This window comes from Flavobacterium rhamnosiphilum (assembly GCF_004349195.1).
Lineage (GTDB): Bacteria > Bacteroidota > Bacteroidia > Flavobacteriales > Flavobacteriaceae > Flavobacterium > Flavobacterium rhamnosiphilum.
This window is the reverse complement of sequence record NZ_SMLG01000005.1, coordinates 243,507-270,450: the sequence shown is the minus strand read 5'-3', so window position 1 is coordinate 270,450 and position 26,944 is coordinate 243,507. Positions and strand designations below refer to the sequence as shown.

General features: G+C 34.1%; 20 protein-coding genes and 1 tRNA gene. 3 read left to right on the top strand and 18 right to left on the bottom strand.

Features of this window, described 5'->3' with window-relative positions:
* Positions 1 to 7 precede the first annotated feature (7 nt).
* Positions 8 to 457 (top strand): SRPBCC family protein, encoded by a 450-nt coding sequence (locus E0I26_RS09080; protein ID WP_131916162.1) that lies wholly within the window; start codon positions 8 to 10, stop codon positions 455 to 457.
* A gap of 501 nt (positions 458 to 958) precedes the next feature.
* Here the strand turns inward: E0I26_RS09080 and E0I26_RS09070 are convergent.
* The 18 genes from E0I26_RS09070 to E0I26_RS08985 form a co-directional block, all read right to left on the bottom strand.
* A tRNA-Ser gene (locus E0I26_RS09070) sits at positions 959 to 1,043 on the bottom strand.
* A gap of 167 nt (positions 1,044 to 1,210) precedes the next feature.
* Entirely contained in the window at positions 1,211 to 2,344 is a 1,134-nt protein-coding gene (gene ribB, locus E0I26_RS09065) for a 3,4-dihydroxy-2-butanone-4-phosphate synthase (protein WP_131916161.1), read from the bottom strand.
* Positions 2,345 to 2,352: 8 nt separating this feature from the next.
* Complete coding sequence (locus E0I26_RS09060; protein ID WP_131916160.1) at positions 2,353 to 3,786, bottom strand: LptF/LptG family permease; 1,434 nt, start codon at positions 3,784 to 3,786, stop codon at positions 2,353 to 2,355.
* Positions 3,787 to 3,794: 8 nt separating this feature from the next.
* Positions 3,795 to 4,484, bottom strand: a complete 690-nt coding sequence (locus tag E0I26_RS09055) for a LolA family protein (protein WP_131916186.1) — start codon at positions 4,482 to 4,484, stop codon at positions 3,795 to 3,797.
* 4 nt (positions 4,485 to 4,488) lie between these two features.
* Positions 4,489 to 6,936, bottom strand: a complete 2,448-nt coding sequence (locus E0I26_RS09050) for a DNA translocase FtsK (RefSeq protein WP_131916159.1) — start codon at positions 6,934 to 6,936, stop codon at positions 4,489 to 4,491.
* 18 nt (positions 6,937 to 6,954) lie between these two features.
* On the bottom strand, positions 6,955 to 7,329 hold the full coding sequence (locus E0I26_RS09045; RefSeq protein WP_131916158.1) for a diacylglycerol kinase family protein: 375 nt from the start codon (positions 7,327 to 7,329) through the stop codon (positions 6,955 to 6,957).
* Between the two features lie 10 nt (positions 7,330 to 7,339).
* A complete protein-coding gene (gene tpx, locus E0I26_RS09040; RefSeq protein WP_131916157.1) occupies positions 7,340 to 7,837 on the bottom strand; it encodes a thiol peroxidase in 498 nt (165 codons plus the stop codon).
* Between the two features lie 206 nt (positions 7,838 to 8,043).
* Positions 8,044 to 8,301: a DUF6952 family protein gene (locus E0I26_RS09035; RefSeq protein WP_091172168.1), complete on the bottom strand. Its 258-nt coding sequence runs from the start codon at positions 8,299 to 8,301 to the stop codon at positions 8,044 to 8,046.
* Between the two features lie 89 nt (positions 8,302 to 8,390).
* Positions 8,391 to 8,699 carry a thioredoxin family protein gene (locus tag E0I26_RS09030; protein ID WP_131916156.1) on the bottom strand — a complete coding sequence of 103 codons (309 nt, stop codon included), beginning with the start codon at positions 8,697 to 8,699 and terminating at the stop codon, positions 8,391 to 8,393.
* A gap of 81 nt (positions 8,700 to 8,780) precedes the next feature.
* A complete protein-coding gene (locus tag E0I26_RS09025) occupies positions 8,781 to 9,419 on the bottom strand; it encodes a peroxiredoxin (RefSeq protein WP_131916155.1) in 639 nt (212 codons plus the stop codon).
* A gap of 141 nt (positions 9,420 to 9,560) precedes the next feature.
* Entirely contained in the window at positions 9,561 to 11,171 is a 1,611-nt protein-coding gene (locus tag E0I26_RS09020) for a glycoside hydrolase family 3 protein (protein WP_131916154.1), read from the bottom strand.
* A 167-nt stretch (positions 11,172 to 11,338) separates the two neighbouring features.
* Complete coding sequence (locus tag E0I26_RS09015; protein ID WP_131916153.1) at positions 11,339 to 12,613, bottom strand: AmpG family muropeptide MFS transporter; 1,275 nt, start codon at positions 12,611 to 12,613, stop codon at positions 11,339 to 11,341.
* Between the two features lie 27 nt (positions 12,614 to 12,640).
* Positions 12,641 to 14,173 (bottom strand): glycoside hydrolase family 10 protein, encoded by a 1,533-nt coding sequence (locus E0I26_RS09010; protein WP_131916152.1) that lies wholly within the window; start codon positions 14,171 to 14,173, stop codon positions 12,641 to 12,643.
* Positions 14,174 to 14,452: 279 nt separating this feature from the next.
* Positions 14,453 to 15,661: an anhydro-N-acetylmuramic acid kinase gene (locus tag E0I26_RS09005; protein WP_131916151.1), complete on the bottom strand. Its 1,209-nt coding sequence runs from the start codon at positions 15,659 to 15,661 to the stop codon at positions 14,453 to 14,455.
* A 76-nt stretch (positions 15,662 to 15,737) separates the two neighbouring features.
* Positions 15,738 to 17,246 (bottom strand): sodium:solute symporter, encoded by a 1,509-nt coding sequence (locus tag E0I26_RS09000; protein ID WP_131916150.1) that lies wholly within the window; start codon positions 17,244 to 17,246, stop codon positions 15,738 to 15,740.
* Positions 17,247 to 17,286: 40 nt separating this feature from the next.
* Complete coding sequence (murQ, locus tag E0I26_RS08995; protein ID WP_131916149.1) at positions 17,287 to 18,114, bottom strand: N-acetylmuramic acid 6-phosphate etherase; 828 nt, start codon at positions 18,112 to 18,114, stop codon at positions 17,287 to 17,289.
* A 199-nt stretch (positions 18,115 to 18,313) separates the two neighbouring features.
* A complete protein-coding gene (locus E0I26_RS08990) occupies positions 18,314 to 19,576 on the bottom strand; it encodes a RagB/SusD family nutrient uptake outer membrane protein (protein ID WP_131916148.1) in 1,263 nt (420 codons plus the stop codon).
* A gap of 17 nt (positions 19,577 to 19,593) precedes the next feature.
* Positions 19,594 to 22,659 carry a SusC/RagA family TonB-linked outer membrane protein gene (locus E0I26_RS08985; RefSeq protein WP_131916147.1) on the bottom strand — a complete coding sequence of 1,022 codons (3,066 nt, stop codon included), beginning with the start codon at positions 22,657 to 22,659 and terminating at the stop codon, positions 19,594 to 19,596.
* Positions 22,660 to 22,894: 235 nt separating this feature from the next.
* Between E0I26_RS08985 and E0I26_RS08980 the strand changes: the two genes are divergently transcribed.
* Positions 22,895 to 23,644, top strand: a complete 750-nt coding sequence (locus E0I26_RS08980) for a DeoR/GlpR family DNA-binding transcription regulator (RefSeq protein WP_131916146.1) — start codon at positions 22,895 to 22,897, stop codon at positions 23,642 to 23,644.
* Positions 23,645 to 23,898: 254 nt separating this feature from the next.
* The gene (locus E0I26_RS08975) at positions 23,899 to 26,814 is read left to right on the top strand and encodes an FAD-binding and (Fe-S)-binding domain-containing protein (RefSeq protein WP_131916145.1); all 2,916 of its coding nucleotides are present in this window, start codon (positions 23,899 to 23,901) and stop codon (positions 26,812 to 26,814) included.
* Positions 26,815 to 26,944 lie beyond the last annotated feature (130 nt).

Genomic DNA, 26,944 nt, shown 5'->3' with positions numbered 1-26,944 from the left:
CAATACTATGGCAAATAATTGCGTATCATTACATCGAGTTCTTAAAGCATCTCCCGAAAAAATTTATCGTGCGTTTACTGATGCTAATGCTATGGCATCATGGCTTCCTCCTTATGGTTTTTTATGTGTTGTTCATAGCATGGATGTAAAACAAGGCGGGAATTACCGAATGTCTTTTATTAATTTCTCCACAGGAAATGGGCACTCATTTGGCGGAACATATCTGGAATTGAAGCCGAATGAATTTATTAAATATACTGACAAATTTGAAGACCTTAATTTGCCTGGTGAAATGAAGACTTCGGTTTGGCTCAAAAAGGTTTCTTGCGGCACAGAACTTAAAATTATTCAAGAAGGTATTCCTTCAGTTATACCAACAGAAATGTGTTATTTAGGTTGGCAGGAATCATTAGAGAAATTGGCAAAATTAGTTGAGCTGGAAATTCCGGATGCTTAAATCTTTTAGTGACTGGCTTTTTAGTGACAACTTTTCATTCGGGGACTGCAAAGCAGGATAAAGAAACGTTGTTGTCAATATTTTGCTCACACTTTCTATGGGAAAGCCATTTGTAAGTGTTACAGTGGTTGCAAAAGTATGTCTGGAAATTGTGGAAGGTTAGATCTTTTTTGATGCCGCAGACATCCGCTATTTCCTTTAGATGGCTGTTCGTTTTTTGGTTGGTTAGAACGGGTAATAGTTTATCTTCATTTATGCATTGTGGATGATTGGCATATTTCAGAATTAATTCTTCCGGAATAGGAAGGAGGGGGAATGTGAGAAGCCCTTTTATTATTTCTACTGGTGGAGAGACATTGATTCCGTTGATCCTGTGAATGGAGAACCGTGCAAAGAAAACCTAAACCAAAATGAATTTTGGTTTGTTTTTTGTTTTCAAGTCTACTTTTAGCGCAGGCTTGAAAACAAAAAACCCGAAACTTTCGTTTCGGGTTTTTTTTGCGGAGAAAGAGGGATTCGAACCCCCGGACCTGTTACAGTCAACAGTTTTCAAGACTGCCGCATTCGACCGCTCTGCCATTTCTCCAGTATGTCGCTTTCATTACCTGATTGCGAGTGCAAATATAAGAACCTTTTTTGGTTATGCAAATCTATTTTTATAAAAAAAGCATCTATTTTCAGGACTACTTTTTAAAGGTTTCATTTTCTTTACTTTAGATGAAACTTATTTTTGCAAAAAATTAATAAATGGGTTTAATACTTTACATATTCTGTTATTTCTAACCCGTATCCTATCATTCCAACACGTTTGGTTTGCTCAGCATTAGATACCAATCTAATTTTTGAGATGTCAATATCATGCAATATTTGAGCTCCAATTCCAAAATCTTTACTGTCGATGATAATTTTTGGTGCTTTCATTACTCCTTGAGTTTGTAATGATTTAAGTTCAGCTATGCGATTTAGTAAATTTACGGATTGCATATCCTGATTGATGAAAATAACAGCACCTTTTCCTTCCTCATTAATTACTTGGAACATGTCATCCAGTTGTTGGTCTGCATTATTAGTCAATGTGCCTAACAAATCATTATTCACCTGTGAGGAATTGATTCTTGTTAAAATCGATTCTCCCAAATTCCAAGTCCCTTTGGTCAAAGCAATGTGTATTTGTTTATTGGTCGTTTGTTGATACGCTCGTAGTCTGAAAGTACCAAAACGGGTCTCAATGTCAAAATCTTCTTTTTTAACAATCAAACTATCGTGTTGCATTCTATACGCCACTAAAGCTTCAATTGAAACTAATTTCAAATCGAATTTTTTAGCAACTTCCACTAATTGCGGGAGACGAGCCATCGAACCATCTTCGTTCATGATTTCTACAATCACACCTGCTGATTTAAATCCTGCTAATCTTGCGAAATCTATAGCAGCTTCGGTATGCCCTGTTCTTCTTAATACGCCACCTTGTTTTGCAATAAGAGGAAATATGTGTCCTGGACGTGCTAAATCATGTGGTTTAGTTTTAGAATCAACCAATGACAAAATAGTTTTTGCTCTGTCAGCGGCAGAGATTCCTGTAGTTACTCCATTACCTCTTAAATCTACCGAAACGGTAAAAGCGGTTTCCATTGGATCAGTATTGTTACTTACCATTACATGAAGACCTAGTTCTTTACATCGGCTTTCCGTCAGTGGAGCACAAATCAATCCTCGTCCGTGTGTTGCCATGAAATTAATCATTTCAGGGGTTACTTTCTCGGCTGCAGCCAAAAAATCACCTTCGTTTTCTCGATCTTCATCATCAACAACAATAATAATTTTCCCTTGACGAATATCTTCTATCGCTTCTTCAATTGTGTTGAGTTGTATGTTATTTATAACCATTTGTGTTGTTAATTTTGTGATGGTAGTATTTTTTTAATTATTTTTTGGAATGGAGCTAAAATAACATCCATGTTTATTAATCCAATGTCGTTTGTGGCTCTGTAGGTTAATAAAACAGCTAATGGAGTTAGAATTAATGAGGATAACCAAGCTCCCATAAAAGGAGTCATTTCATTTTCCTGCGCAATTCTTTTTCCAAAAGTATTTATAAAGTGAAATGTTATAAAGATTAGAATAGCAAAAACAATTGGAAGTCCCAAACCACCTTTTCTGATAATTGCTCCTAATGGTGCTCCGATGAAAAACATTAGAAAACAAGCAAAAACAATTACAAATTTATCGTAAAAGGCCAATAAATGTTTATTGATATTCTTTTGTTTATTGTCTAATTCTGCTTTAGTAGTATCAATGGAATAGGTTGTACTGGTAAGATTACTAACCGCTATTTTTAAAATATCCGATTTTTGTTCTAAAGTATATAATGACAAAATATCTTTAGGAAGTGGTTTTCTTTTTGTTGCTTTCTCCAGTTTTTTATTTAAAGGAATACCAACTCGCAGATTGCTGTTCTCAGAAAATGAAATAATGTCGTTTTTTATGTTCTTATTTAAGGAATCCAAGGTATACTTTAATTCATTAACGTTTAGCATGGTGTTCGTATTAGCAACACTTTCATCTGTTACATCTGTCTTATTTAATTCAGACAAATCAATATTGATGATGTGTTTCTTAAAGGAACTTTTTGCAAAAGGCATTTTACTGCGATCTTCATATTTTTTTGGAACAATATCTTCGTAGTAATATCCATCGTTTAGGACTAATTGTAAAATACTAGATTGTTCACTGCTGATTAACTCACCATCTTTTGCTTTAATCACGGTTTTGCTTCCGTCACCAATGTTCGATTTTTTGTGAATTGTTACTCCGGTAAGAATATTACCTTGTTCACCGGATTTTTTATTCACTTTGATATTGTAAAAACCCACATCGTTAAACTGACCTTCGGCTATTGCCAATGCCGGTTTTACCTGTGCAATGTTTTTTCTGAAATTAATGAATTTATATTCAGCATAAGGAATCACATTATTTGCAAACAAAAAAGCAACGATGCTTAATAATGATATAAAAACAGTTAAACTTCTCATGGCTCTTTGCAACGAAATTCCGGAGGATTTCATCGCTGCAAATTCATAATTTTCGGCCAAGTTACCAAAAGTCATTATTGAAGACAATAGTATAGAAAGAGGCAATACCAATGGTACAATTCGAGGCATAGAAAATGCCAGGAATTTAATAATCATTAGTAAGTCTAAATCTTTACCGGCCAATTCAGATATGAATAACCAGACTGTTTGAAGTATAAAAATGAAAAATAGGATTACAAATACCGTGGTAAATGTAGTCAAGAATGTTTTTAATAAGTATTTGTCAAGAATTTTCACCGAATAGATTAATCTAATTTGTTGATGTAGTAATTTGGATATTTACTTTCCGCAAATGTAAATTGATTTTTTGACAAAGGTTGGTTGGTTTTGAAAGAATTAACCGTTAAAGTTGTTTTTGTACCTTTTTTACCTATTTCTATTAAGTTATAGATGTGTTTTGTTTGGATATCGATTCCTAGTAAAACTTCTTTTCTTTGATCTTTCGAATTGGTGGGAACTAATTTTATATACTGAATTTTTCGACCTTTTACGTTCTGTAAAATATCCATATTGTATTTATAGCCAGTATTGAAAAAAGTTAGCATTTTTGAAGGTGTAATGGCATTATCGTCTTTTTCGTTAACTTTAGAAATAGTAATTTCTTCATCTTCGGGAACAATAGTGTATGTTTTTTTGCCATCAAAAATTTTAGTCACTCCCATGAAATTCAAAACATATTGATTTCCCTTCATGGTTACATTTCCTTTACTGTCCTGATTGATGTTTTCCTTAGCATTATTCAAAGAATACTTGAAATCGATTACGATTGTATTGTAGTTTTTAACTTTAGCGGTAACTTGATCTAAAAGTTCTTTTGCTTTTTTGTCTTGTGCTTGTATTGAGAAACTAAAAAATAATAATGCTGCAATTAAAAGGAGTTTTTTACCCATACTTTCTGTATTGTTTTTTTTAGATTCTTGAATTTTTGATTTCATGGTATTAATTATTTTGTTCATTGTTGAAAAATTGATCAAGAGAACTCATATCCAGAATATTTACACTACGTGCTTTGCTTCCTTCAAACGGGCCTACAATTCCTGCAGCTTCCAGTTGATCAATCAATCGACCTGCTCTGTTGTAGCCTAATTTTAGTTTTCTTTGTAACAATGAAGCGGAGCCTTGTTGTGCATTTACAATAATTTCGGCGGCTTCTCTAAACAAAGTATCTCTGTCGGAGATATCCATATCAAGATTAATGCCACTTTCTTCTCCTACAAATTCCGGAAGTAAATAAGCCGTTGCATACGCTTTTTGTGAACCTATGAAATCAGTAATTTTTTCTACTTCGGGAGTATCGATAAAGGCACATTGTACACGCACCACATCATTTCCGTTAGTGTAAAGCATATCACCACGCCCTATCAATTGATCTGCACCCTGAGTATCCAGAATGGTTCGGGAATCAATTTTTGAGGTAACTCTAAAAGCTATTCTCGCAGGGAAATTTGCCTTTATCAAACCTGTAATTACATTCACCGATGGTCTTTGTGTTGCTATAATTAAGTGGATTCCAATAGCTCGCGCTAATTGTGCTAAACGGGCTATAGGAACTTCAACTTCTTTTCCAGCGGTCATAATCAAATCAGCAAACTCATCTACAACAAGAACAATATAAGGTAAAAATCGGTGACCGTTTTCAGGATTCAGTTTTCGAGCCTTAAATTTATCGTTGTATTCTTTGATGTTACGCACCATCGCATCTTTCAATAAAGAATAGCGGTTGTCCATTTCCACACACAGCGAATTTAGGGTATTCACCACTTTTGCATTATCGGTAATAATAGCATCATCCATATCTGGAAGTTTCGCTAAATAATGCCTTTCAATTTTATTAAAAAGTGTTAACTCTACTTTTTTAGGATCGACCAATACAAATTTAACTTCGGCTGGATGCTTTTTGTACAAAAGCGAAGTCAGAACGGCATTCAATCCAACCGATTTTCCTTGTCCGGTAGCACCTGCCATCAATAAGTGAGGCATTTTGGCTAAATCCACCACAAAAGTTTCGTTCGAAATTGTTTTTCCAAGAGCGATTGGTAATTCCATTTCAGCTTCCTGAAATTTAGCTGAGCCAATGACACTTTTCATAGAAACCATCGTTGGGTTCTTGTTAGGAACCTCAATTCCTATGGTTCCTTTTCCTGGAATAGGAGCAATGATACGAATTCCTAATGCGGATAGTGACAACGCGATATCATCTTCTAAACTTTTGATTTTTGAAATACGAATTCCCGCTTCCGGTACAATTTCATATAAGGTAACCGATGGTCCAACGGTCGCTTTTATTTGTGCAATTTCAATTTTATAATTGCGAAGCGTATCGACAATTCTGTTTTTATTTTCTTCTAATTCTTCCTGATTGATGGTAATTCCACCGGTCGAATATTCTTTTAACAAATCAATCGTAGGAAACTTATAATTGGATAAATCCAAAGTTGGGTCGAATAATCCAAAATCAGCGACCAATCGAGAGGCTAAATTTTCTTCGATAATATCTTCTTCCGGAGCCGTTTCTATTACAAAAGAATCGTCAGCATTCGAAATAACTTCGGGAGTTGCAACTGGCGTAACTTGCATGGCAAGCGGTTTTGCAACGGGATCTCTGTTAATATCAGATGAATTGCTGATGGTTGGTTTCAACGCTTCTTTGTTGATTTCGAATTGTGAACCATTCATTTTTAAATGAATGTCATCCAGATTTTCCTCAACAACAGCAAATTCTTCCAGATTATAACCACTTTTTCCATTATTTAGCGGATTGGTGATTGAAACCGCTTTCATTTCTTTTTTGGTGGTATCAAAAAAGGCCTGAATACTCTCCGGTGAAAGCTTGATTTTGAAAATTATATAGATGATTAGTCCGAAAAACAAAATCAATAGTGTTCCTGTTTTTCCAATGTAATCTTGCAGGAATAAATTCAATTCATATCCAATAGTTCCTCCTAATTCTGGGACTGAAGTGGCAAAAAATCCAAATAAAACGGATAAGATTATAATCACGAATAAATCCCAAAACCAAATATTCTTAAGCTTTCCTAAAGAAATACCAAGAATCATATATATGCCGGTAAGGAAAAATAAGCGTACGAATATAAATGCGGCAATTCCAAAACCTTTATAAACAAGTAAATCGGCTAAAAAAGCGCCAAATTTCCCCAACCAATTGTGAACTATTTCAGCTCTATTAGTTAATTCTCTAACAGCGCTTTGGTCTTGTTGTCCGTAAATGAAAAAGGAAATAAACGCAAATAGTAACGCTATTGAAAACAATACCAAAAGAGAACCAAAAACAATTTTGTGTTGTTTGGTGATTTTTGACGGATTATTTCCCTCAGCTTTAGCATCATTTTTTTTATCCAAAGGTGCTGTTTTTTTTGTTTTTGCCATTCTTGATTATACTATTATCTAAAGTAATATTGGGATGTATATGATTAAACCGATTGTTATTGCCGTCATAGCTGCCATAAGTACAGCTCCTGCAGCAATATCCTTTATAAAACCAATTCTTTCATGGTAATTAGGATGAATAAAATCAGCAATTTTTTCAATTGCTGTATTTAAACCTTCAACACTTAAAACTAAACCAATAGCCAAGGTCTGAAAAAGCCATTCTGTTTTAGAAATGCCAAAATAAAAACCAGCAATAGTCATCAATATTCCTATCGAAAATTGAACCATAACACTGTGCTCAGTAGTAATCAATTTTCCGGCACCCTTAATAGCATAAGTGACGCTTTTTAATCTTCCGGTAAAGAAAGTAGTATCTTTTTGAAATTCCATTCAGATCTTTTTAAAGTACTGCTAATGCAGCTTCATAATTTGGCTCATCTGCAATTTCAGCAACTTGTTCCGTGTGGGTAACTGTTCCGTTTTCATCAACTACAATTATAGCTCTGGAATGCAATCCTGCTAATGGACCATCAGTGATTTCTAAACCATTAGTTTTACCAAAATTTCCTTCTGGAAAATCAGATAAATTAACAATATTTGCAAGTCCTTCAGCACCACAAAAACGTTTCTGGGCAAAAGGTAAATCTCTGGAAATGCATAATACATTAGTGTTTTCTAATTTGCTTGCACTTTCGTTAAATTTTCTAACTGACATGGCACAGGTGTCGGTATCGATACTTGGAAAAATATTCAATACTAATTTTTTACCGGCAAAGTCGCTTAATGTAGCAATGGAAAGATCGCTTTTAACTAATTTAAAATCAGCGATTTTTGTGCCTACTTTTGGTAATTCCCCTGAAGTATGTATTGGATTTCCTCCTAATGTTATTGAAGCCATAATGTTTGTTTTTTAATGAGGTTCAAAAGTATGAAAATTATTTAAGAATTTGTTCTCAAATGTCGCGATAAGTTTATCATTTTGGCTCAAATTATCAACCGTAAGATTCCAATGTGTTTTTAATTTATTGTATAAAAAAACGCACTCGTTGCGGAGTGCGTTTTAGAAATGGAGTGCGTTTTAGAAATATTGAATTAAAAATTCTTTTATTTATCGATAGAACCCAGAACACGTTTCATGAAAGTGTTTAAAGCTTCTTTTTTATCAGTTCCGGTTTTTACCAGCTTATTAACTTCTAAAGCGCCATACATATTAGAAATTAATTCCCCAATAACATCTAATTCTTCATCTTTCAATGACGAAATTTCAGTCATTGCTTCCAGAACTTCGATTGTTTCTATGATGTAATCTTCATCATTTTCTTCTATAAACTGCGTTAAATGCTTAATTACGGGTAATTTCATTAGATGTAAGTTATGAGGTTATAAGTTGTGAGTTAGAAGTGGGGAATATTTAAACATCTAACTCCTAACCGCTAACTTTTAACTTTTTTTTAAACGATTTCGTTTACTAATTCAATCAGCACTTCTTGTTTATTGGTTTGTGTTTCGTTTACCAGTTTACCATTTACAAAAGTGGCAAAAGTTGGCAAATTACTCACATTCGCTAATTTTCTGGATTCTGGAAAATTTTCAGCATCAACAAGAGCAAAAGTGATTGTTTCGTTTTCTGAAGCTAATTTTTTGAATTTAGGCTTCATAATTCGGCAATTTCCGCACCATGATGCCGAAAATTGAACGACTACTTTTTCGTCTTTTGTAATTAAATCCTGTAACGTATCTTCGGTTAATTCGATTAACATATTTTTAAAATTTCAAAAATCAATAGCAATAATCAATATGTAGTATTGAAATTGATTATTGCCATTAAAATTGTTATTGAACTAGTTTAAACTCAAGTATTCTGCAGTACTTTTTCTGTCAGCGCTCATTGCTTCTTTTCCAGCTTCCCAGTTTGCAGGACAAACTTCACCTTTTTCTTGAATGTGCGTGTAAGCATCAACCATACGTAAATATTCATTTACATTACGACCTAATGGCATATCGTTTACACTTTCGTGGAAAATTTTTCCAGTTTCATCGATAAGGTAAGTAGCTCTGTAAGTTACATTTGAACCTTCAATAATGATAGAATCTGTTTCTTCACTATAACCAGTTTCTTCAATATCAAGGATTCCTAAAATATTAGATAAGTTTCTGTTAGTATCAGCAAGAATTGGATACGTAACTCCTTCAATTCCACCATTATTTTTTGGAGTATTTAACCATGCAAAGTGTACTTCATTCGTATCACAAGATGCACCTATAACAATTGTATTTCTTTTTTCGAATTCTGGTAAAGCTGCTTGAAAAGCATGTAATTCAGTTGGACAAACAAATGTAAAATCTTTTGGGTACCAAAACAAAAGTACTTTTTTGTTGTTTTTTGTAGCTTCTTCAAAAATGTTGATTTTTAAATTATCACCCATTTCAGAAATAGCGTCTACTGCAATACTTGGAAATTTTTTACCTACTAATGACATTTTATTTACTTTTTAGTTATTTTTTTTGATGGTGCAAAAATAGCTCAAACAAAAGGCAATTGTTATAAATTATGATTATAAATATTTATTTTAAAATAAGTATTTCTTATGCTTGTTTTTTTGCGAAATGTAAACGGTAAACTATAGACCACTAACCACCACAGGTAGAGTTCCTTTGCATTTTGTGTTTTCTAAAAGTTGCTCAGCAGCGGTTTCTTGAAATTCTGTAAAATCTTGATACATTTCTACAATTCCTAAAGCATGTTCCAGATTTGGGATAACTTGTAGGGCATACGGATTCCCAAAAACATACAACACACATTTTTTGGTCGTAAATAAGTTGCCTAAAAATTGAAGTACGGATTCTTCAATATCAAAATTATTTAAAGGTTTTGCCTTTGGAACAAATAAAGAAATGACTAGCGTGTCAAATTTATTCAGGTTTTTTTCTAATTCATTCAGAACGGAATTCCCCCCAGTTTCATAACTAAATTCAGGTGAAGGTAAAGCAGCAGATAAGTTCTTGAAAAATGAATTATCGGTATTCTTATAGATGCTGATTTTGGCAAGATCCTCTCTGTTTTTAGCATCAAAAACGGTCACGGTATTGTGATTGTCTTTTATTTTTGTAATGCAGTTTTGAGCAATTTTTAGATTTAATTTCGAGGTAGTTTCAAAATCAAAGTCATTTCCTGAAAGGTTTGGCAAACTTAGTTTTCCATCTACAATTCCTGCTTTTTCTTTGCATTTCCAGATGCGTTGAAAACTGGCTTCAATTCTTTCGGAGGTTGCATTTTTTAGGATTTCCTGGATTCCTTCGGGCGCATTTTCGGCAAAACATAACACATCATTTCCGGCATTGAAAGCTTCCCATTCCAGTTGTCCTTTTTGGTCATATAATTTAGAAACGCTGTGCATATTCAACGCATCCGAAATCACTAAACCATCATACCCCAATTGCTTTCGCAAAAGTGTTTCGATTACTGATTTTGATAATGTCGCCGAAGTGTCTTTTCCTTCATTTAAAGCAGGAACTGCCAAATGACCAATCATAATCGAATCGACATTATTCTCGATTCCTTTTATAAAAGGAACTAATTCATTGGCTAATAATTCTTCCAGTGTTTCTTTTAAAACTGGTAGTCCTAAATGTGAATCGACATTCGTATTTCCGTGTCCGGGAAAATGTTTGAGACAACCTAAAATCCCGACATCATTCATTCCTCTGAGATATTCAAGAGCAAAATCAGCTACTTTTTCTTTGTTTTGACCAAAAGAACGGTATCCAATTACAGGATTATTAGGATTATTATTGATATCCGCCAATGGCGCTAAATTATAATGAATCCCAACCGATTTTAAGTCTAAACCAATTTGCTTCCCGACTTCGTAAACCAAATGTTTTTCACTATTCGGTAAAGCGCCAAGGGTAATCGCATACGGATACTGAGGTGTTTTTTCGACGCGCATGGCTAATCCCCATTCGGCATCAATACTCATTAATAACGGAGTCGTAGCGCAATTTTGATACCTGACGATGAGTTCTTTTAGACGCTTAAAACTATCATCATTCAAGACTATTTTTTTCTTGGTTTCATAATTCGTCGCAGCGCTGGCTCGGCTGTGAAAAAAGGTCAGTCCGCCTATATTATACTCTCTAATTAATCGTTCGGTAGCTTGAATGTTTTCTTCTGTATCATTGATGAAAACGGCTGGGAAGAAAAATTGTCCTATTTTTTGTTCTAATGTCATTTTGAAATGAATATGATATTAATTTTAAACATATAAGTCATGTAAGTTAAATTATACAGAATAAATAATTACATAAAAGTGGTTGTAAAAAAACAGTTATTTTAAGAGAGTCTTACTTACTTAAATAAACTCATATGACTTATATGTTAAAAAAAAAGCTAGTTTGTTTATTCTTGTTCGGATTTCTTTCCAAAATCGGCAGGAAAGATTAAAAATCTGGAAAGTATTAATCCTGGAATGGTTGCCAAAAACACCCAAATAAAGAAATTTCCATAGCCCAAATATTCTTGGATAAACCCGCTCAACATTCCCGGAAGCATCATTCCTAAAGCCATAAATCCGGTTGCGATCGAGTAGTGGGACGTTTTAGATTCGCCATCGGCTACATAAATCAAGTACATCATGAAAGCAGCAAAACCAAAACCATAACCAAATTGTTCCGCAATTACCGTTGCATAAATATAGAAAACAGAGCCAGGATGAAAATGAGACAATAAAATGAATCCTATTATGGGTAAGTGCATGGCTAAAATCATCGGTAGCATCCACTTTCCTAATCCATCTCTAGAAATGACGATGCCGCCCAAAATACCACCGACAGTAAGTGAAATCACTCCAAAAGTTCCATAAATAACGCCAACATCCTGAGTGGTTAAACCCATTCCGCCTGCAGCTATCGGATCGATTAAAAAAGGAGTTAGCATTTTTAATAGTTGAGATTCCCCTAATCTGAATAATAGAATGAAAGCCAAAACTAAACCAATTTGTTTCTTTTGAAAAAAAGTAGCGAAAACGGCTCCAAAACTTTTACTTGGAACAGATTCCGTTTTTGTTTCTACGATTTTTGTTTCGGTTTTTGGAGTCGAAAAATAATTGTAAATTGTAATTACGGTCATAATTAATCCTACAACTACCATTGTATACGACCATGCTTTTTGTTTATCGCCATATTCTTGTTCCAGATAACCGGCAATAACCACGATTAATCCGTTTCCGGTAAGCATGGAAAGTCTATAAAAAGTACTTCGAATCCCAAGGAAAAAGGATTGTTGGTCTTTTTCTAAAGCCAACATATAAAATCCATCGCTGGCCACATCATTAGAAGCCGAAGCAAATGCGGCAACCCAAAAAACGGCTAAACTGATAACGAAAAAATTACTCAAAGGAATTGTTAAACCCACAATTAAAAAAGCAAGGGAAATTAGCAATTGCATGCTTAAAAACCATTTTCTTTTAGTCGAATAGAGATCAATAAACGGACTCCACAACGGTTTAATTACCCACGGTAAATAGAGTAAACTGGTATAAATTCCGATGTCCTTATTATTGATTCCGAGGTTTTTATACATAATCACCGATACCGAAATAATGATGGCATAAGGCAAGCCGGAAGCAAAGTTTAAAACGGGAATCCAATACCAAGGTCTATTGTCTGTTTTCATTTTTAGCGTATTATATTCGATTAAATTTTATAGCGTAAAGTTCACTAAAGTTGCTTCACTTTCATTACCATAAAAATCAATGAATGTAATGGCGCAGGTTGTATTTTTGTCTAATTTATAAGTTGGTATCACAACTTCAACAGTATCAATGTTATCTTTAAATGCTATTTTATCAATAATTTGGCTTGGATCGTTGACATCAATTTTTGAATTAAATTTTGCGCCATAAACCATAACGTAACGCACTTTACTGTATAAAGGATAGGTGACATTAAATCTTGATGAAATAGGATCTATCAAAATGTTGTTCGCTGTGGGTACGATGGCCATTTTTTTTACAGAACTAGGCACCACAGTAGGAAGAGCAGGATATTTGTATTGGTTTTCTGTTAGTAATTTAGTCACACTTTGATTTTTGTTCAAAAATGATTTGGCACTAAAAAAAGCATTTCCCTGAATGTTTTTGTAGGATCTTGTAATGTCTATTTGATTCGGAATTTCATTTGGATTATTCCATCTTTTATCAGAATCAGTGTTGATTTTATAAGTCCCGTTTCCAATGTAGATTGCGGTATTTGTTGAATTTTCAGACCACCAACGCAATAATTTTGAATACGAAGCTTTAGGATGGTCCATGCTCCAGTACAATTGCGGAACAAGGTAATCAATCCATTTGTTTTCCATCCACGCTAACGGATCAGCGAATAAATCATCGTAATTAGTTTGTCCCGCTTCTGTTTCGGAACCTTTTGGATCCACTGATTTATTTCTCCAAACTCCAAACGGGCTGATACCAAATTGTACCCAAGGTTTTATATTTTTAATCGAAACCGAAACATCCTTCACAAAAGTATTCACATTCGAACGTCTCCAATCCTCTAAACTCATTCCGTTTCCATATTTTTTGAAAGAATCCGTATCGTTAAATACTTCTCCTTTTATTCTGTACGGATAAAAATAGTCGTCAAAATGAATGGCATCAATGTCATAATTTTGAACAACTTCTTCGACAACCGTCAATAAATGCTTTTGAACTTCGGGTAATGCAGGATTATAATAATATTTTCCGCCGTATTTGATCATCCATTCCGGATACTTAAAATAGTCATGTTCCGGACTTAAAAGCGAGGTATTGTAATCCATTGTAGCGCGGTACGGATTTAACCAGGCATGAAATTCAAATCCACGGGCATGAGTTTCAGCAATCATCCAAGCTAATGTGTCAAAATAAGGTTTTGGGGCTTGTCCTTCTTTCCCGGTCAAAAAACGAGACCAAGGTGCTAGTTTTGTTGGATAAAAAGCATCACCAACACTTCGAATCTGAACAATTACGGCATTATAATTTAGTTTTTTATACGTATCTAAAATCTCAATATAATCCGCTTTTTGTTTGTTAACATTGTCCGTACTACTTTTTGGCCAGTCAATATTAACAACTGTGGCAATCCAAACTGCTCTAAATTCATTTTTTGGATTTGTAGCCATCATTTGCGCTTTTACATTCGAAAACGAAAGTAAAAGAAACATGGTAAGAAATCCTATATGTTTGTAATTCTTCATTATTGTTGTGTTTATAAAGTATTCAAAAATAGTTTTTTTAGCGAAATTTATCAGTTAAAATCCAGATAAAATTTGACTTATTTCATTAGCGCAATTTCTTTGCCAAAATTTTTCTATGTCGGTTTAAAGTAAATTTTCTTTCAAAATATTTACTATTGGATGAGCTATAAATGTTACACTTTAAAAATTAGTTTGTTTTGAATTAATCATTTACGATGCCTCTGTTACTGTAAAAATTCTATCTTCCTTTATGAATGAAATAGATTTTCAGTTGAGCTCTTAATTTGGAAATGATATTTTCCCCATAGAAACCGAAGGAATTCCTTTGCGTGAACCAAAATCAGAGCCTCCGCCCGAAATCGTTTCATTGGCTAAAACAGCAAATAATACTGCTTCTTTTGCATCACCAGAAATCCCTAAGTCATTAGTCGTTAAAAAAGGGCAAGACAATAGTTCTTTTAACCAACTTACTAATAATGGATTGTGCATGCCGCCACCTGACATATAAATAGTAAAACTTTCTAAATCGTATTCTGTGTTTTCTATAGCATATTGAATTGCTTCGGCTATAGTTTCGGCACTAAATCTGGTTAATGTTGCCAATACATCAGGAAGAGAAATGTTTTCCGTATTACTTTGGGCTTGGGCTTTTCTAACGTACTCGATATTAAAAAGTTCCGGACCCGTAGTTTTTGGGAAAGAATCCCTGAAGAATTTATTTGATTTTAATGCCTCCAAAAGCGATTGATTTACAGCACCAAGTTTTGCAATTTCGGCATCTTTATCATAGGATTTACCAGGATAAAATAGCCTGATACAGGCATCAATTAAAGTGTTTCCAGTTCCTGTGTCTGTTACAAAAACCTCTTCGGGGTTCATACTTGAGGGTAAGTATGTAAAATTTGCAATACCGCCCATGTTCAGCATAATACGATTTTCGCCTTTTTTTCCAAAAATAAAATAATCACCGTAAACCGCCAAAGGAGCTCCTTCACCACCTGCGGCGAGGTGTTTTTGCCTGAAATCGGAAAGGGTTATAATTCCTGTTTTTACAGCAATGTGGTCACCATCACCAATTTGTAACGTAGCATTTGGGAATTTTTCTTGCTGGTGCAAAATTTTAGGGAGATGCAATACTGTTTGTCCGTGTGAAGCAATTAAATCTACGTCATGACTCGATACATTCCAACTTTTCAGGCATTGTAAAATCATATTGGCATGCAGTATGCCAATCCATTCATTTAAGAGTACAAGATCATGAAAATCAATGGTTTGTTTTGCAAAAACTTTTTGAATTTCTGTTTTTATTTCTTCGGAATACTCAACCGTATCAAATTGTACTACTGTAACTTTTGTACTTTCTCCAGCACCTGAAATCTCGCATAAAGCGACATCGAGGCCATCCATTGAAGTACCAGACATAAGACCGATAATCATACGGGCAGGTTTTTGAGCAATTTTATATAGCAATTCTAGATTTACATTCATAATTAAATTTTTAGAGGACTATTTTTATTTTCGGGCATTATTTAATTTAATATATTTCTGTCTAAAATACCACTTTTTAAAAATCTAACACTTCATCAGAAGTTTTACTGATCAGGTAAAGCCCAATGAATGTAATTAGCCCATTTAGTAGGATTAATTCATTGTCAAATACGTATCCAAAAAATAATGTTTTAGAATTTTCACTAATGATATAAGTTAAAGCAGGCGATACTATACAGATTAAAGGAACTAGTTTGTCATTTACTTTTTTTGACTTTAGAAATAAACCAAAAGAATACAACCCTAATAATGGGCCATAAGTGTAGGAAGCAACCTTGAATATCATCCCTACAACAGAGCTGTCGTTAATTGAATTAAAAATTAGTATTACTAAAAAAACTAATGCTGAAAATCCTATGTGCACTAAATGTCTTCTTCTTACCACATTTTGTTTACTTCTATTTTCGGCTTTATCCATACCCAGAAAATCAACACAAAAAGAGGTTGTAAGTGCTGTCAATGCAGAATCGGTAGTTGCAAAAGTAGCCGCAATAATTCCTAGTAAAAATACAATGGCCGGAATTGTTGATAAATGATTTAATGCAATTTCAGGAAACAACAAGTCAGTTCTTGGTTTGTTTGTAACGAGATCAAGAGGAACTGCAATTCCATTTTTATCAGCATATATATAAAGTAGTGCGCCAACACTTAGAAAGAAAATATTGATAATAACAAAGATTCCTGTAAAGGTAAACATGTTTTTTTGAGCTTCGCCAATGTTTTTACAGCTCAGATTTTTTTGCATCAAATCCTGGTCAAGACCTACCATTGCTATCGTAACAAACATGCCTCCTAAGATTTGTTTTGCAAAATGAAATTTACTCGTCATAAAATCATCAAAGAAAAATACTTTTGAATAGTCGCTGTTTTTTACTTCATTAAAAGCGCCAATTGCATTTAAATCAAGACTGTCACAAATGAAATAAATGGTAAGAAAGACAGAAGTTACCAGAAAAAAAGTTTGCAAAGTATCTGTAATGATTATTGTTTTAAGACCTCCTCTGTAGGTGTAAGAAAAAATTAAAAGCAACGATAGTAATACTGTCAAAGAAAACGGAATTTTATAGAAATCAAAAACATAGCGTTGCAGTACGATTACTACTAGATAAAGTCTGAATGCAGAACTAACGGTTCTGCTCACTAAAAAAATAGTTGCTGCTGTTTTGTAACTATAGGATCCCATTCTTTGTTCTATATAACCATATATTGAGGTTAAATTCATTCTGTAATAGAGTGGTAATAGTAATTTTGTAATTATTATAAATCCTATGGCATTACCCAATATAAACTGAAAATATTTGAATTGTTCCCCACTTGGAGCACCAACTTCTCCAGGAACCGATATAAATGTTACTCCGGATAGTGCCGTTCCTATCATTCCAAAAGCTACTAAATACCATTTTGAATTTTTATTAGCTTTGAAAAACGCTTCGTTACTGTCATCTTTTTTGCTGACTCTATGCGATATGTAAAACAATAGACCAAAGTAAATGATGATAAGGATTAGGATTGCACTTGGAGTCATTTTATAAGTTTTAGATGGTTAGTGTTTTAAATAGTGGAGGTTAAATCTCCAGATTTTTATTTTCAGCGAGTAAAACTGCTCTAACGCTTTTGTGTTTTTTTAATAATTGAGAAGCTAATTTTTCATTAATTTTTAATTCTTCTACAATCATCTCGACACCTCTTTGAACTAATTTTTTATTAGACAATTGCATGTCAATCATTTTGTTTCCATAAATCCGTCCAAGTTTTATCATAACGGATGTTGAAATCATGTTTAAGACTAGTTTTTGAGATGTTCCGGCTTTCATTCGTGTACTTCCGGTAAGAAATTCAGGACCTACAATTAATTCTATGGGAAAATCAGCTTCTTTAGAAATCAGACTTTCACTATTACAAGAAATACTTCCTGTAACGATGTTATTTTCTCGAGCTTTATTTAAACCGCCAATAACATAAGGTGTATTTCCAGAAGCGGCAATTCCTATTACTACATCTAAACTTGAAATGGCATAAGCTGATAAGTCTCTCCAAGCTTGATTGATATCATCTTCGGCATTTTCTACGGCTTTTCTAATGGCTGAATCCCCTCCGGCTATGATGCCAATAATCCAATTGTCAGGAACCCCAAAAGTTGGAGGACATTCTGATGCATCAAGAATGCCAATTCTTCCGGATGTGCCTGCTCCAATATAAAATAGTCTGCCACCCAGCTTCATTTTGGATACAATACTGTCTACCAGTTTTTCAATATTAGGGATTTGTTTTTCAATGATATCCGCTACTTTTTTATCTTCTTTGTTGATGTTTAAAAGTAATTCATGAGTACTCATCTTATCTAAATTCGAATAAAGGGATTCTTGTTCTGTATCAGGGTTGTTCTTTTTCATTTCTTTGTAAATTAATTGATTTGGAGAAAATGGATGTTCATTTTTTTGTAAAAAAAATGGCATAAACGACCTCTAAAAACTATTTTTTATAGAAAGTTATTGCTAACTTTTGTATACTAAAATAGCCATTTAAGGTGTTAATTGTATGAAAAAACGAGGCGAAATAACGGATTAAATGCCTCGTTTGTGTTTTACATTTTTAATTAGCCGGGTCAGCTGGAGTATTTGGGTTGTTAAACCTTTCTGAATCGGGATAAGGATACCAATCGCGATTTCTTTCGGTATTAGGACGATTAAATCTTTTACTGTCTTCCAGTTTTAGACCAGACATGTATAATTCGATACAACGATTTCTATAAATTTCTGTCAAAATACTGGTTTGATTAACAGTACCGGTATAAGGAAGTAAATTAGCGCCAACACCAAATGCATCAGCTGCTGCTGTTTTTGTCAGCACTTTGTTTAGCTCTAGAATAGCTTCTGGTAATTGATTTTTTCGTGCATATGCCTCCGCTTTAATAAGCATTATTTCGCCAGGAAGGTATAAAGGAATCAGCTTTGAATTTGAATCAAAAAAACCGGCTCCAGTTGTAGGATTAGAACCTGGTGTTATATAGAAATTAACTCGACCATCAGATGAAGTAGGGGCAAGTGCTGCTGGCAAACCAAAAGTACGATCAATAGGTTGGTAATTATTGGGTGTCAAGATAGCAACGTTTGCAATAGGATTATTACTGATGGCATCGTATAAAAAAGTAGATTTAGAGGTTAAATCAACCAAGTTTGCATACAATAAAGCATTATCATTATCGCCGGCCATTAAATAAAAACGAGCCAAAAGAGCATTAACCGTATTCTTGTATTTGATATTACCCACTAAGCCCGAAAAGCCATTCGCAGTTGCTAAATACGGTTCGGTTGATTTCAAAGTAGCAATAGTTGCTGCAATAACTTCGGCTCTTGAGCTGAATGTCGCATTTTTCATGGTTTCCAATGGCACTTGCTCAAAGAATTGAACAAGTGTTCCAATTGCTAAAGCTTTGTAAATTGAAGCATGTACAAACACACTTGCTTTTTCAGCAGGGACAGTAATAATATCAATTTTATCTAATACTTTTTGAGCTTCGGCATTAATAACCAAACTTTGAGACCAAAGGTTATTGATCAAAGCATTTTTAGAAGATACAGATACGCCTCCTGCTAAAAGTTCAGCTTCATCAGCATTACCTGCGTTTAATAAACGAAATTCGTTTGTGGTAAAGCCGCTTCCAGTTATTATTGTATATACAGGACTTTGTCTTCCTACGCTCCATTTACTTTGTAATCCGTTTGCTGCTCCTATTAAACCGGATCTGCTCGAAAATACATCTTCTTCAGTTGGTTTTGTAGGGTCTAAAAACTCATCATCACATGAGGTTAAAGAGAGACCTAAAAATAGGAATAATAAAATTATTTTTTTCATGATAGTGTTGTTTTAAATTAAAATTGAAATTTTAATGCTAATGAATATGATTTAGGAATTGGAATAGATCCAAAGTTGTATTTTGCTACAGATGATTGCCCACCAGAGTTCGTTTCTGGATCATAACTAGTAAATTTGTCCCAAGAATATAAATTTCTACCACTAGCGTTTATAGTCAAATCATTAAAAAAGCTGTTTAATTTACCAAAAGAATAACTCAAAGAAACTTCTCTTAATTTTATATAGCTTCCGTCAACTACTCTAAATTCTTGTATTTGATAGATAGACCAAATGTATCCCCTTGGCAATTCACCAGTAAGTTCTTTTGCTGCTAATTCCCCAGTTCCAACACCTTGACGTGTTCTATAATCTGCATCAAAAACATCTACACCCTGAACACCATCAAATAATACAGAAAAATTAAATTTCTTTACATTTAAATTTGCTCCAAATGATAGGATATAGTCAGGATTTGGATCTCCAATTTGTTTGTTAAGAAAAGTTCCTGTAGGCTGACCCGATGCATCTCTCTGCGCTGCTCCTGTTGTAGGATTTCCTTTTTCACCTTGTGGATATCCTGACGGTGTTAGTAAAAAACTTCCATCATCATTTCTAGCATAATAAGTTCCGTAGTATATGCCTATAGGCTTGCCAACTTCAACAAAAACGGGTGCTCCAGCAGGATTACTATCCAATTGAAATCTTGGTTGCGGTAAATCTGTTACAACATTTTTATTTTTGCTGAAATTAAAACTTAAATCAAGATTAATATTTTCTTTTCTGATAGCATTGTATTTAAAGCCTATTTCTACTCCTTTGTTATTCATTTTTCCAACATTCTGGATTGTATTTGTAGATCCAGTTGATGCCGCAGATTGAACCGGTAACAATAAATCTTTTATATCTGCCCTGTAATAACTTAAAGATACATTTATGCGGTCATTGAATAATCCAACATCAGCACCAACTTCATAAGTTGAACTTTTTTCAGGTCTTAAATCTAAATTTCCTTTTTTGTTTCCTTCAATAGTAAAAGTAGTGTTACCAACTAAGTTTCCTGTAGCATAATTTGTAAAACGGGCGTAAGGCCCAATTGCAGTTAAACTTCCGGATTCACCCCAAGAACCACGCAAACGTGCAGAACTGACAAAAGCATCCTTCATGAAATCTTCGTTAGACAATACGTAACTCGCACTTAATTTCGGGTAAAATTGAGAACGATTTTCTTTAGAAAATACCGTTGAGGCATCCAATCTGGCAGCCGCAGTAAAAAATAATTTATCTTTAATTCCTATTGTTTCTTGTAAATAGTATCCCCAAACATTATATTTTGCTTCTCCTGAACTTGGTGAACCGGCAATCAAAGTATTAAAAGCATTTATAGTTTCTACAAATGGTTTTAAATCCCTGCCTTCTACAGCAAAAAATTTGTCTCTGTAAGTCTGGATATTATAACCAGCAGATGTTGTTAGTTTATAATCTGGGTTGATTTCCCATAAATACCTTAAGTTTAAGTCGTTATTTAATTGATTTACTTTATTGGAAGATTCAGAAACATATCCGTTGTCAAAAAAACTTGGATTTACATTTGCATAAGGATATCTTGGAATAAATACATTTCCTTTTTGATTAAAATTATCTACCCCTACAATAAAGTCAGCAGTGAAATTTTTAAAAGGTTTGTAGTTTAATTGAAAATCCGAAACTATTCTGTCCGTTTCTTGTGTAATTTTAAAAGTTTCAATTACAGAAAGAGGATTTATTCTACCCAACTCTACGGCTTTTAAATCACCATTTGCATCTCTCTCGTTTAAATCGTAAATGTTATTTGTAATTATTACAGAGTTTATAGGGCTCCAAAAAACATTTCCGTCTGGTTTTTCATTTGAACTCGAATTAATATAATTAATACCAAAAGAAGCCGTTAATTTAGAGTTGAATTCATGTTGTAACTTTACTTTAGTACCCAATCGTTTAAAATCAGAATTTTTAACAATCCCCTCATTTTTCATGTATCCAATTGAAGCCGAATATTTTGTTTTATCATCTCCCCCTTGTAGAGAAAAATAGGTGTCATTTCCTAAACCCGTTGTAAAAATATCATCTTGATAATCATGTCTTGTCACATCAAAAGTTCTCGTGTCTAAATTTCTTCCTAATACATTTACAGTGTTCGCTGTTGGCGTAGCAGAAGCATTATTGATAGGATAAAGCCCTGCAGTAAGTGGGTTCATGAATTGTTTGCCTACCAAATTTGTATATACTTTTTTGCGCAATGAATTTGTAGTTAAGCTTGTTGAAAAAGTATACTTTGTAGCTCCAGACCTTCCTTTTTTGGTAGTAATCAAGATAACACCATTTGCAGCGCGGGAACCATAAATAGCCGCAGCAGCACCACCATTTAACACCTCAATGCTTTCAATGTCGTTCGGGTTTATATCAGAAGATCTGTTTTGTCCAATTTGGATATTTGAGTTTCCTGAAGTTACATTTAAGTTAGTAACATTAGTTGTTGAATTATTCATAACAACACCATCAATAACATATAAAGGATCAGAGGAACCAAGAATAGAAGAAGTACCTCTCAATTTGATGCTAAATCCTCCTGAAGGGTCTCCTGAGTTTTGGGAGATTTGAGCTCCTGCAATTTTCCCTTGTAAAGCAGATGTTATTCCTATGGGTTGGGCTCTGGTTAAGTCCTGAGCCTTAATACTAGTCACTGCATTTCCTAATTCTTTACGAGTTGCGCGTAGCGTAGAACCGAGAACAATAACCTCGTTCAAAGCTTTTAATTCTTCGGATAAACTAACATTTATAGAAGTAGTGTTGTCTGAAATTTTAATTGCTGAAGTTGTAAAACCCATAGAACTAAAGCTAAGTGTTTGTCCTGTGGAAACAGTGATACTGTATTTCCCATCCATGTCCGTCACGCTGCCATTCTTTGTTCCTTGAATAATCACAGAAGCTCCTGGTATAGGAATTCCATCAGCTTTGTTTTTAACAGTTCCTGTAATTGTTTTTGTTTGTGCAAATGCAGTTTGTACGAATAAAAACAACAATAAAATTAGGAATGATTTTTTCATAATTAGTTGGTTTTTTATGGTTATAAAGCAAATATATTTATTTATTGCGTATAAATGCAATATTTCACATTTTATTTTTAAATAACGCAAAATAACGCATTAATTAATCTATTTATTATTAAAAATTTCACATTTTTAGATCATATATAAGCATATAAAGTGACTAAAAAACTAAAAGCAGAATAATAAAGCATATTTTTGATATATTTGTAATATCATAATTTATTTTATAAAAATGCTAAAAGTAGAAAGACACAATTATATAATGGCTAAAATTCTTAAAGAGCAGAAAGTCAATACTATTGAATTAGCTCAAGAATTGAAGTTATCAGAAGATACTATTAGAAGAGATTTGAATGAATTGAATGATAAAGGACTGCTTGTAAAAGTATATGGAGGGGCTTTTCCTGTAACGGATAAGCCTGCTAATATTTTTGATATAGTTATAGTCAACGAAGATAAAAAGAAAATAATAGGAAGTAAAGCGCTTTCTTTATTATCTGATGGACAGGTGATTATAATGAGTGGAGGTACTACAAATTTGGCTTTTTCAAAACTAATACCATCCGATTTAAAGGCGACTATATATACGTATAGTTTGCCGATAGCGATGCAATTGTCACAACATCCCAATGTAGAATTGATATTTATTGGGGGTAAACTGCAAAAAAATGCAATGGTTACTATAGGTATGGATGTGGTGCAGGTATTGTCAACACTAAAAGCAGATATTTGTTTTATGGGGGCAAGTAGTATCAATGTGAAATTAGGGCTTACAGAGATGGGATATGAAGTTTCGGTTGTAAAAAAAGCGATGATGCAAGCTTCAGATAAAGTGGTATCTATGGTTACCTCTGAAAAGCTAAACACCAAGATGCCTTATGTTGTTTGTGAGCTGAATCAACTGCATACAATAATTACGGATTTGAATCCTAAGGACTCAAGATTAGAAGAATATGTCAAGGCAGGAGTCCATGTATTGTAATGTTTAACAATAGTAATGCGTTATTGTGCGTTATTACGTGGTTTTATTTTAATTAACGCATAAATTAGCGTTGTTTTATTTTTCTTTTTTTTATATTTGCTATAGTAACCTTAATTAGTACAGGCAATGATTATGGGGTAATTGGAGTCTTAAAGAAAAAACAACAGCTTAAATAGTAGTTGCTGTATGGATTTTATAAATTTAATTTTCCTAAAATATACATCCTTGCCTGAATTAATACCAATGAATCAATAATGTCAAACTCTCTCGAATTACAGCAATTATCCCAATCATTAGAAGGGACACTTTTATATGATGATCTCCATAAGACATTGTATGCCACAGATGCTTCCGCGTATCGAATTATGCCACTTGCTGTTGCGATTCCGAAATCAGAAGAAGATATTGTCAAAATTATTCGCTTTGCAGCAAAAAACAAGATTTCAATCACGCCTAGAACTGCCGGAACTTCCTTAGCTGGTCAAACAGTAGGTAACGGAATAATTGTAGATGTTTCGAAACATTTTGCGAGGATAATTGCTTTTGATTCCATTAAAAAAACGGTTACAGTACAGCCAGGAGTGATTCGGGATGAACTGAATTTATATTTAAAAGAACACGGATTGTTTTTTGGCCCCAACACTTCGACCTCAAATCGATGTATGATAGGAGGAATGGTGGGAAATAATTCATCGGGAACTACGTCGATTCGTTATGGCGTTACCCGAGATAAAATAGTAGAGATTAAAGCGGTTTTGAGTGATGGAACTTCGGCAGTATTTAAAGAAATAACTTCGGCGGAATTCATCGAAAAAACAAAAGGAAACACGCTCGAAAGCTCCATTTATAAGACCATTTATGAGGAACTTTCGAATACAGAAAACCAAAAAGAGATTATAAAGGAATTTCCAAAACCTGAAATTCACAGAAGAAATACCGGATACGCGATCGATTTATTATTAAAATCGGAACTTTTTGGAGGAACAGAAAATACTATAAATTTAGGGAAACTCCTTTGCGGAAGCGAAGGGACTCTTGCCTTTACCACAGAAATTACGCTGAAAGTGGACCATCTACCACCAATGTATAATGTTATGGTAGTGGCCCATTTTCATACCATTCAGGAAAGTTTAGAAGCCGTAGTTACAGCTATGAAACATCATTTGTATACCTGCGAAATGATGGATGACACGATATTAGATTGTACCAAAACCAACAGGGAACAAGCCAAAAACAGATTTTTTATACAAGGTGAACCAAAAGCGGTTATGATGTTCGAAGTGGCATCGCATCACAGTATAGAAGATGCCGAAAGACAAGCTGATGATTTGATTGCAGATTTGGAAAGAAATAATTTCGGGTATGCTTTGCCTAAAATTTATGGAGCTGATATTGATAAAATAAATGAGTTGCGAAAAGCAGGTCTCGGGCTTTTAGGAAGTATTGTTGGCGATGATAAAGCCGCAGATTCTATTGAAGATACCGCTGTTGAGTTGAGTGATTTACCCAATTATATTGCTGAATTCTCCGCCATGATGGAGCGTCACGGGCAGAGTGCCATTTATTATGCACATGCTGGAGCTGGAGAAATTCACTTGCGACCGATTTTAAATTTAAAGACAAAAGAAGGATTACATCAATTTAGAAACATTGCAACCGAAGTGGCTATTTTGGTAAAAAAATATAGAGGTTCATTGAGCGGGGAGCATGGAGACGGAATTGTTCGCGGCGAGTTTTTGCCTTTCATGATAGGAAACCAGAATTATGAATTGTTGAAAAGAATCAAACATGCTTTTGATCCCAACACCATTTTGAATGTGGGGAAAATTGTAAATGCTTTCAAAATGGACGAAAACCTTCGGGTGGAAGCCGGAAGGGAGGAGCCGGAAATACAAACAATTCAGGATTTCTCCGATAGTATGGGGATTTTGCGCGCTGCCGAAAAATGCAATGGTTCCGGCGATTGCAGAAAATTACCTTCGGCTGGCGGGACTTTATGCCCAAGTTACCGCGCAACCCGAAACGAAAAAGATACGACTCGTGCCAGAGCCAATGCGCTGAGAGAATATCTGACGCATTCAGAGAAAGACAACAAGTTCGATCACGAAGAATTGTATAAAGTATTTGAATTGTGCGTAAGTTGTAAAGCTTGCGCCAGCGAATGTCCTAGTAATGTGGATGTGGCAGCTTTAAAATCGGAGTTTTTGTACCAATATCAAAAAGCAAATGGATTTTCATGGCGAAATAAAGTATTTGCTTTTAATGCTAAATTGAATGGGCTAGGAAGTATTTTTCCATCGATTACTAATTTCATGGTGAATTTGCCTTTGGTGAAAAAAAGCATGGGAATTGCCTCAAAAAGAGAAGTGCCGCTTTTGGCTCCAATGACATTTAGAAAATGGTATGAAAAAAATTGGAATCAGGCGCCAAGTGATTCTTTTGTAAACGGGAAAGTATGTTTGTTTTGTGATGAATTCACTAATTTTTATGATGTTTCGGTTGGAATTGATGCGTATGAGTTATTGACTGCATTAGGTTATGAAGTGATTCTGGTTGATCACGAGGAAAGCGGAAGAGCTTTTATTTCTAAAGGTTTTCTCGAAGAAGCAAAAGCAATTGCGAATATAAATGTTGCCGTTTTTTCGAATTATATTACGGCTGATTGTCCGTTGATAGGAATTGAACCCTCGGCGATATTGACTTTTAGAGACGAGTACATTCGATTGGCAGATGATAAAGAAAGTGCCGAAAAATTAGCCAAAAATGTATTTACTATTGAAGAATTTTTCAAAAATGAGATTACTTCAGGTAGAATTCATCCGGAGCAATTTTCTGATGAGGAGAAAACAATAAAAATTCACGGACATTGCCACCAAAAGTCATTGAGTACGATTGAAGCGACTTTTGCGATGTTGAATGTACCCAAAAACAGTTCGGTTACCATTTATAATTCGGGTTGTTGCGGCATGGCAGGTTCTTTTGGATATGAAAAAGAACATTATGAGATCAGCATGCAAATGGGTGAAGATACTTTATTTCCTAAAATTAGAGCTACAGATCCTAATGTAGCCATTGCTGCTGCAGGAACCAGTTGTCGTCACCAGATTTTTGACGGAACCAGTAGAAAGGCCTTGCATCCGATTACTATTCTAAGAAGTTGTGTGAAATAATTTTCAGCCTGAAATGAATTCTAAAAGAAATAGTAATTCTCTGTCTATTTAAAGGGTTTTTCTTTTATGGGGTGAATTATATTCGATTTGACTTTTTAAATTAACAAAAAAAATCATTTTGTCTTTTTTA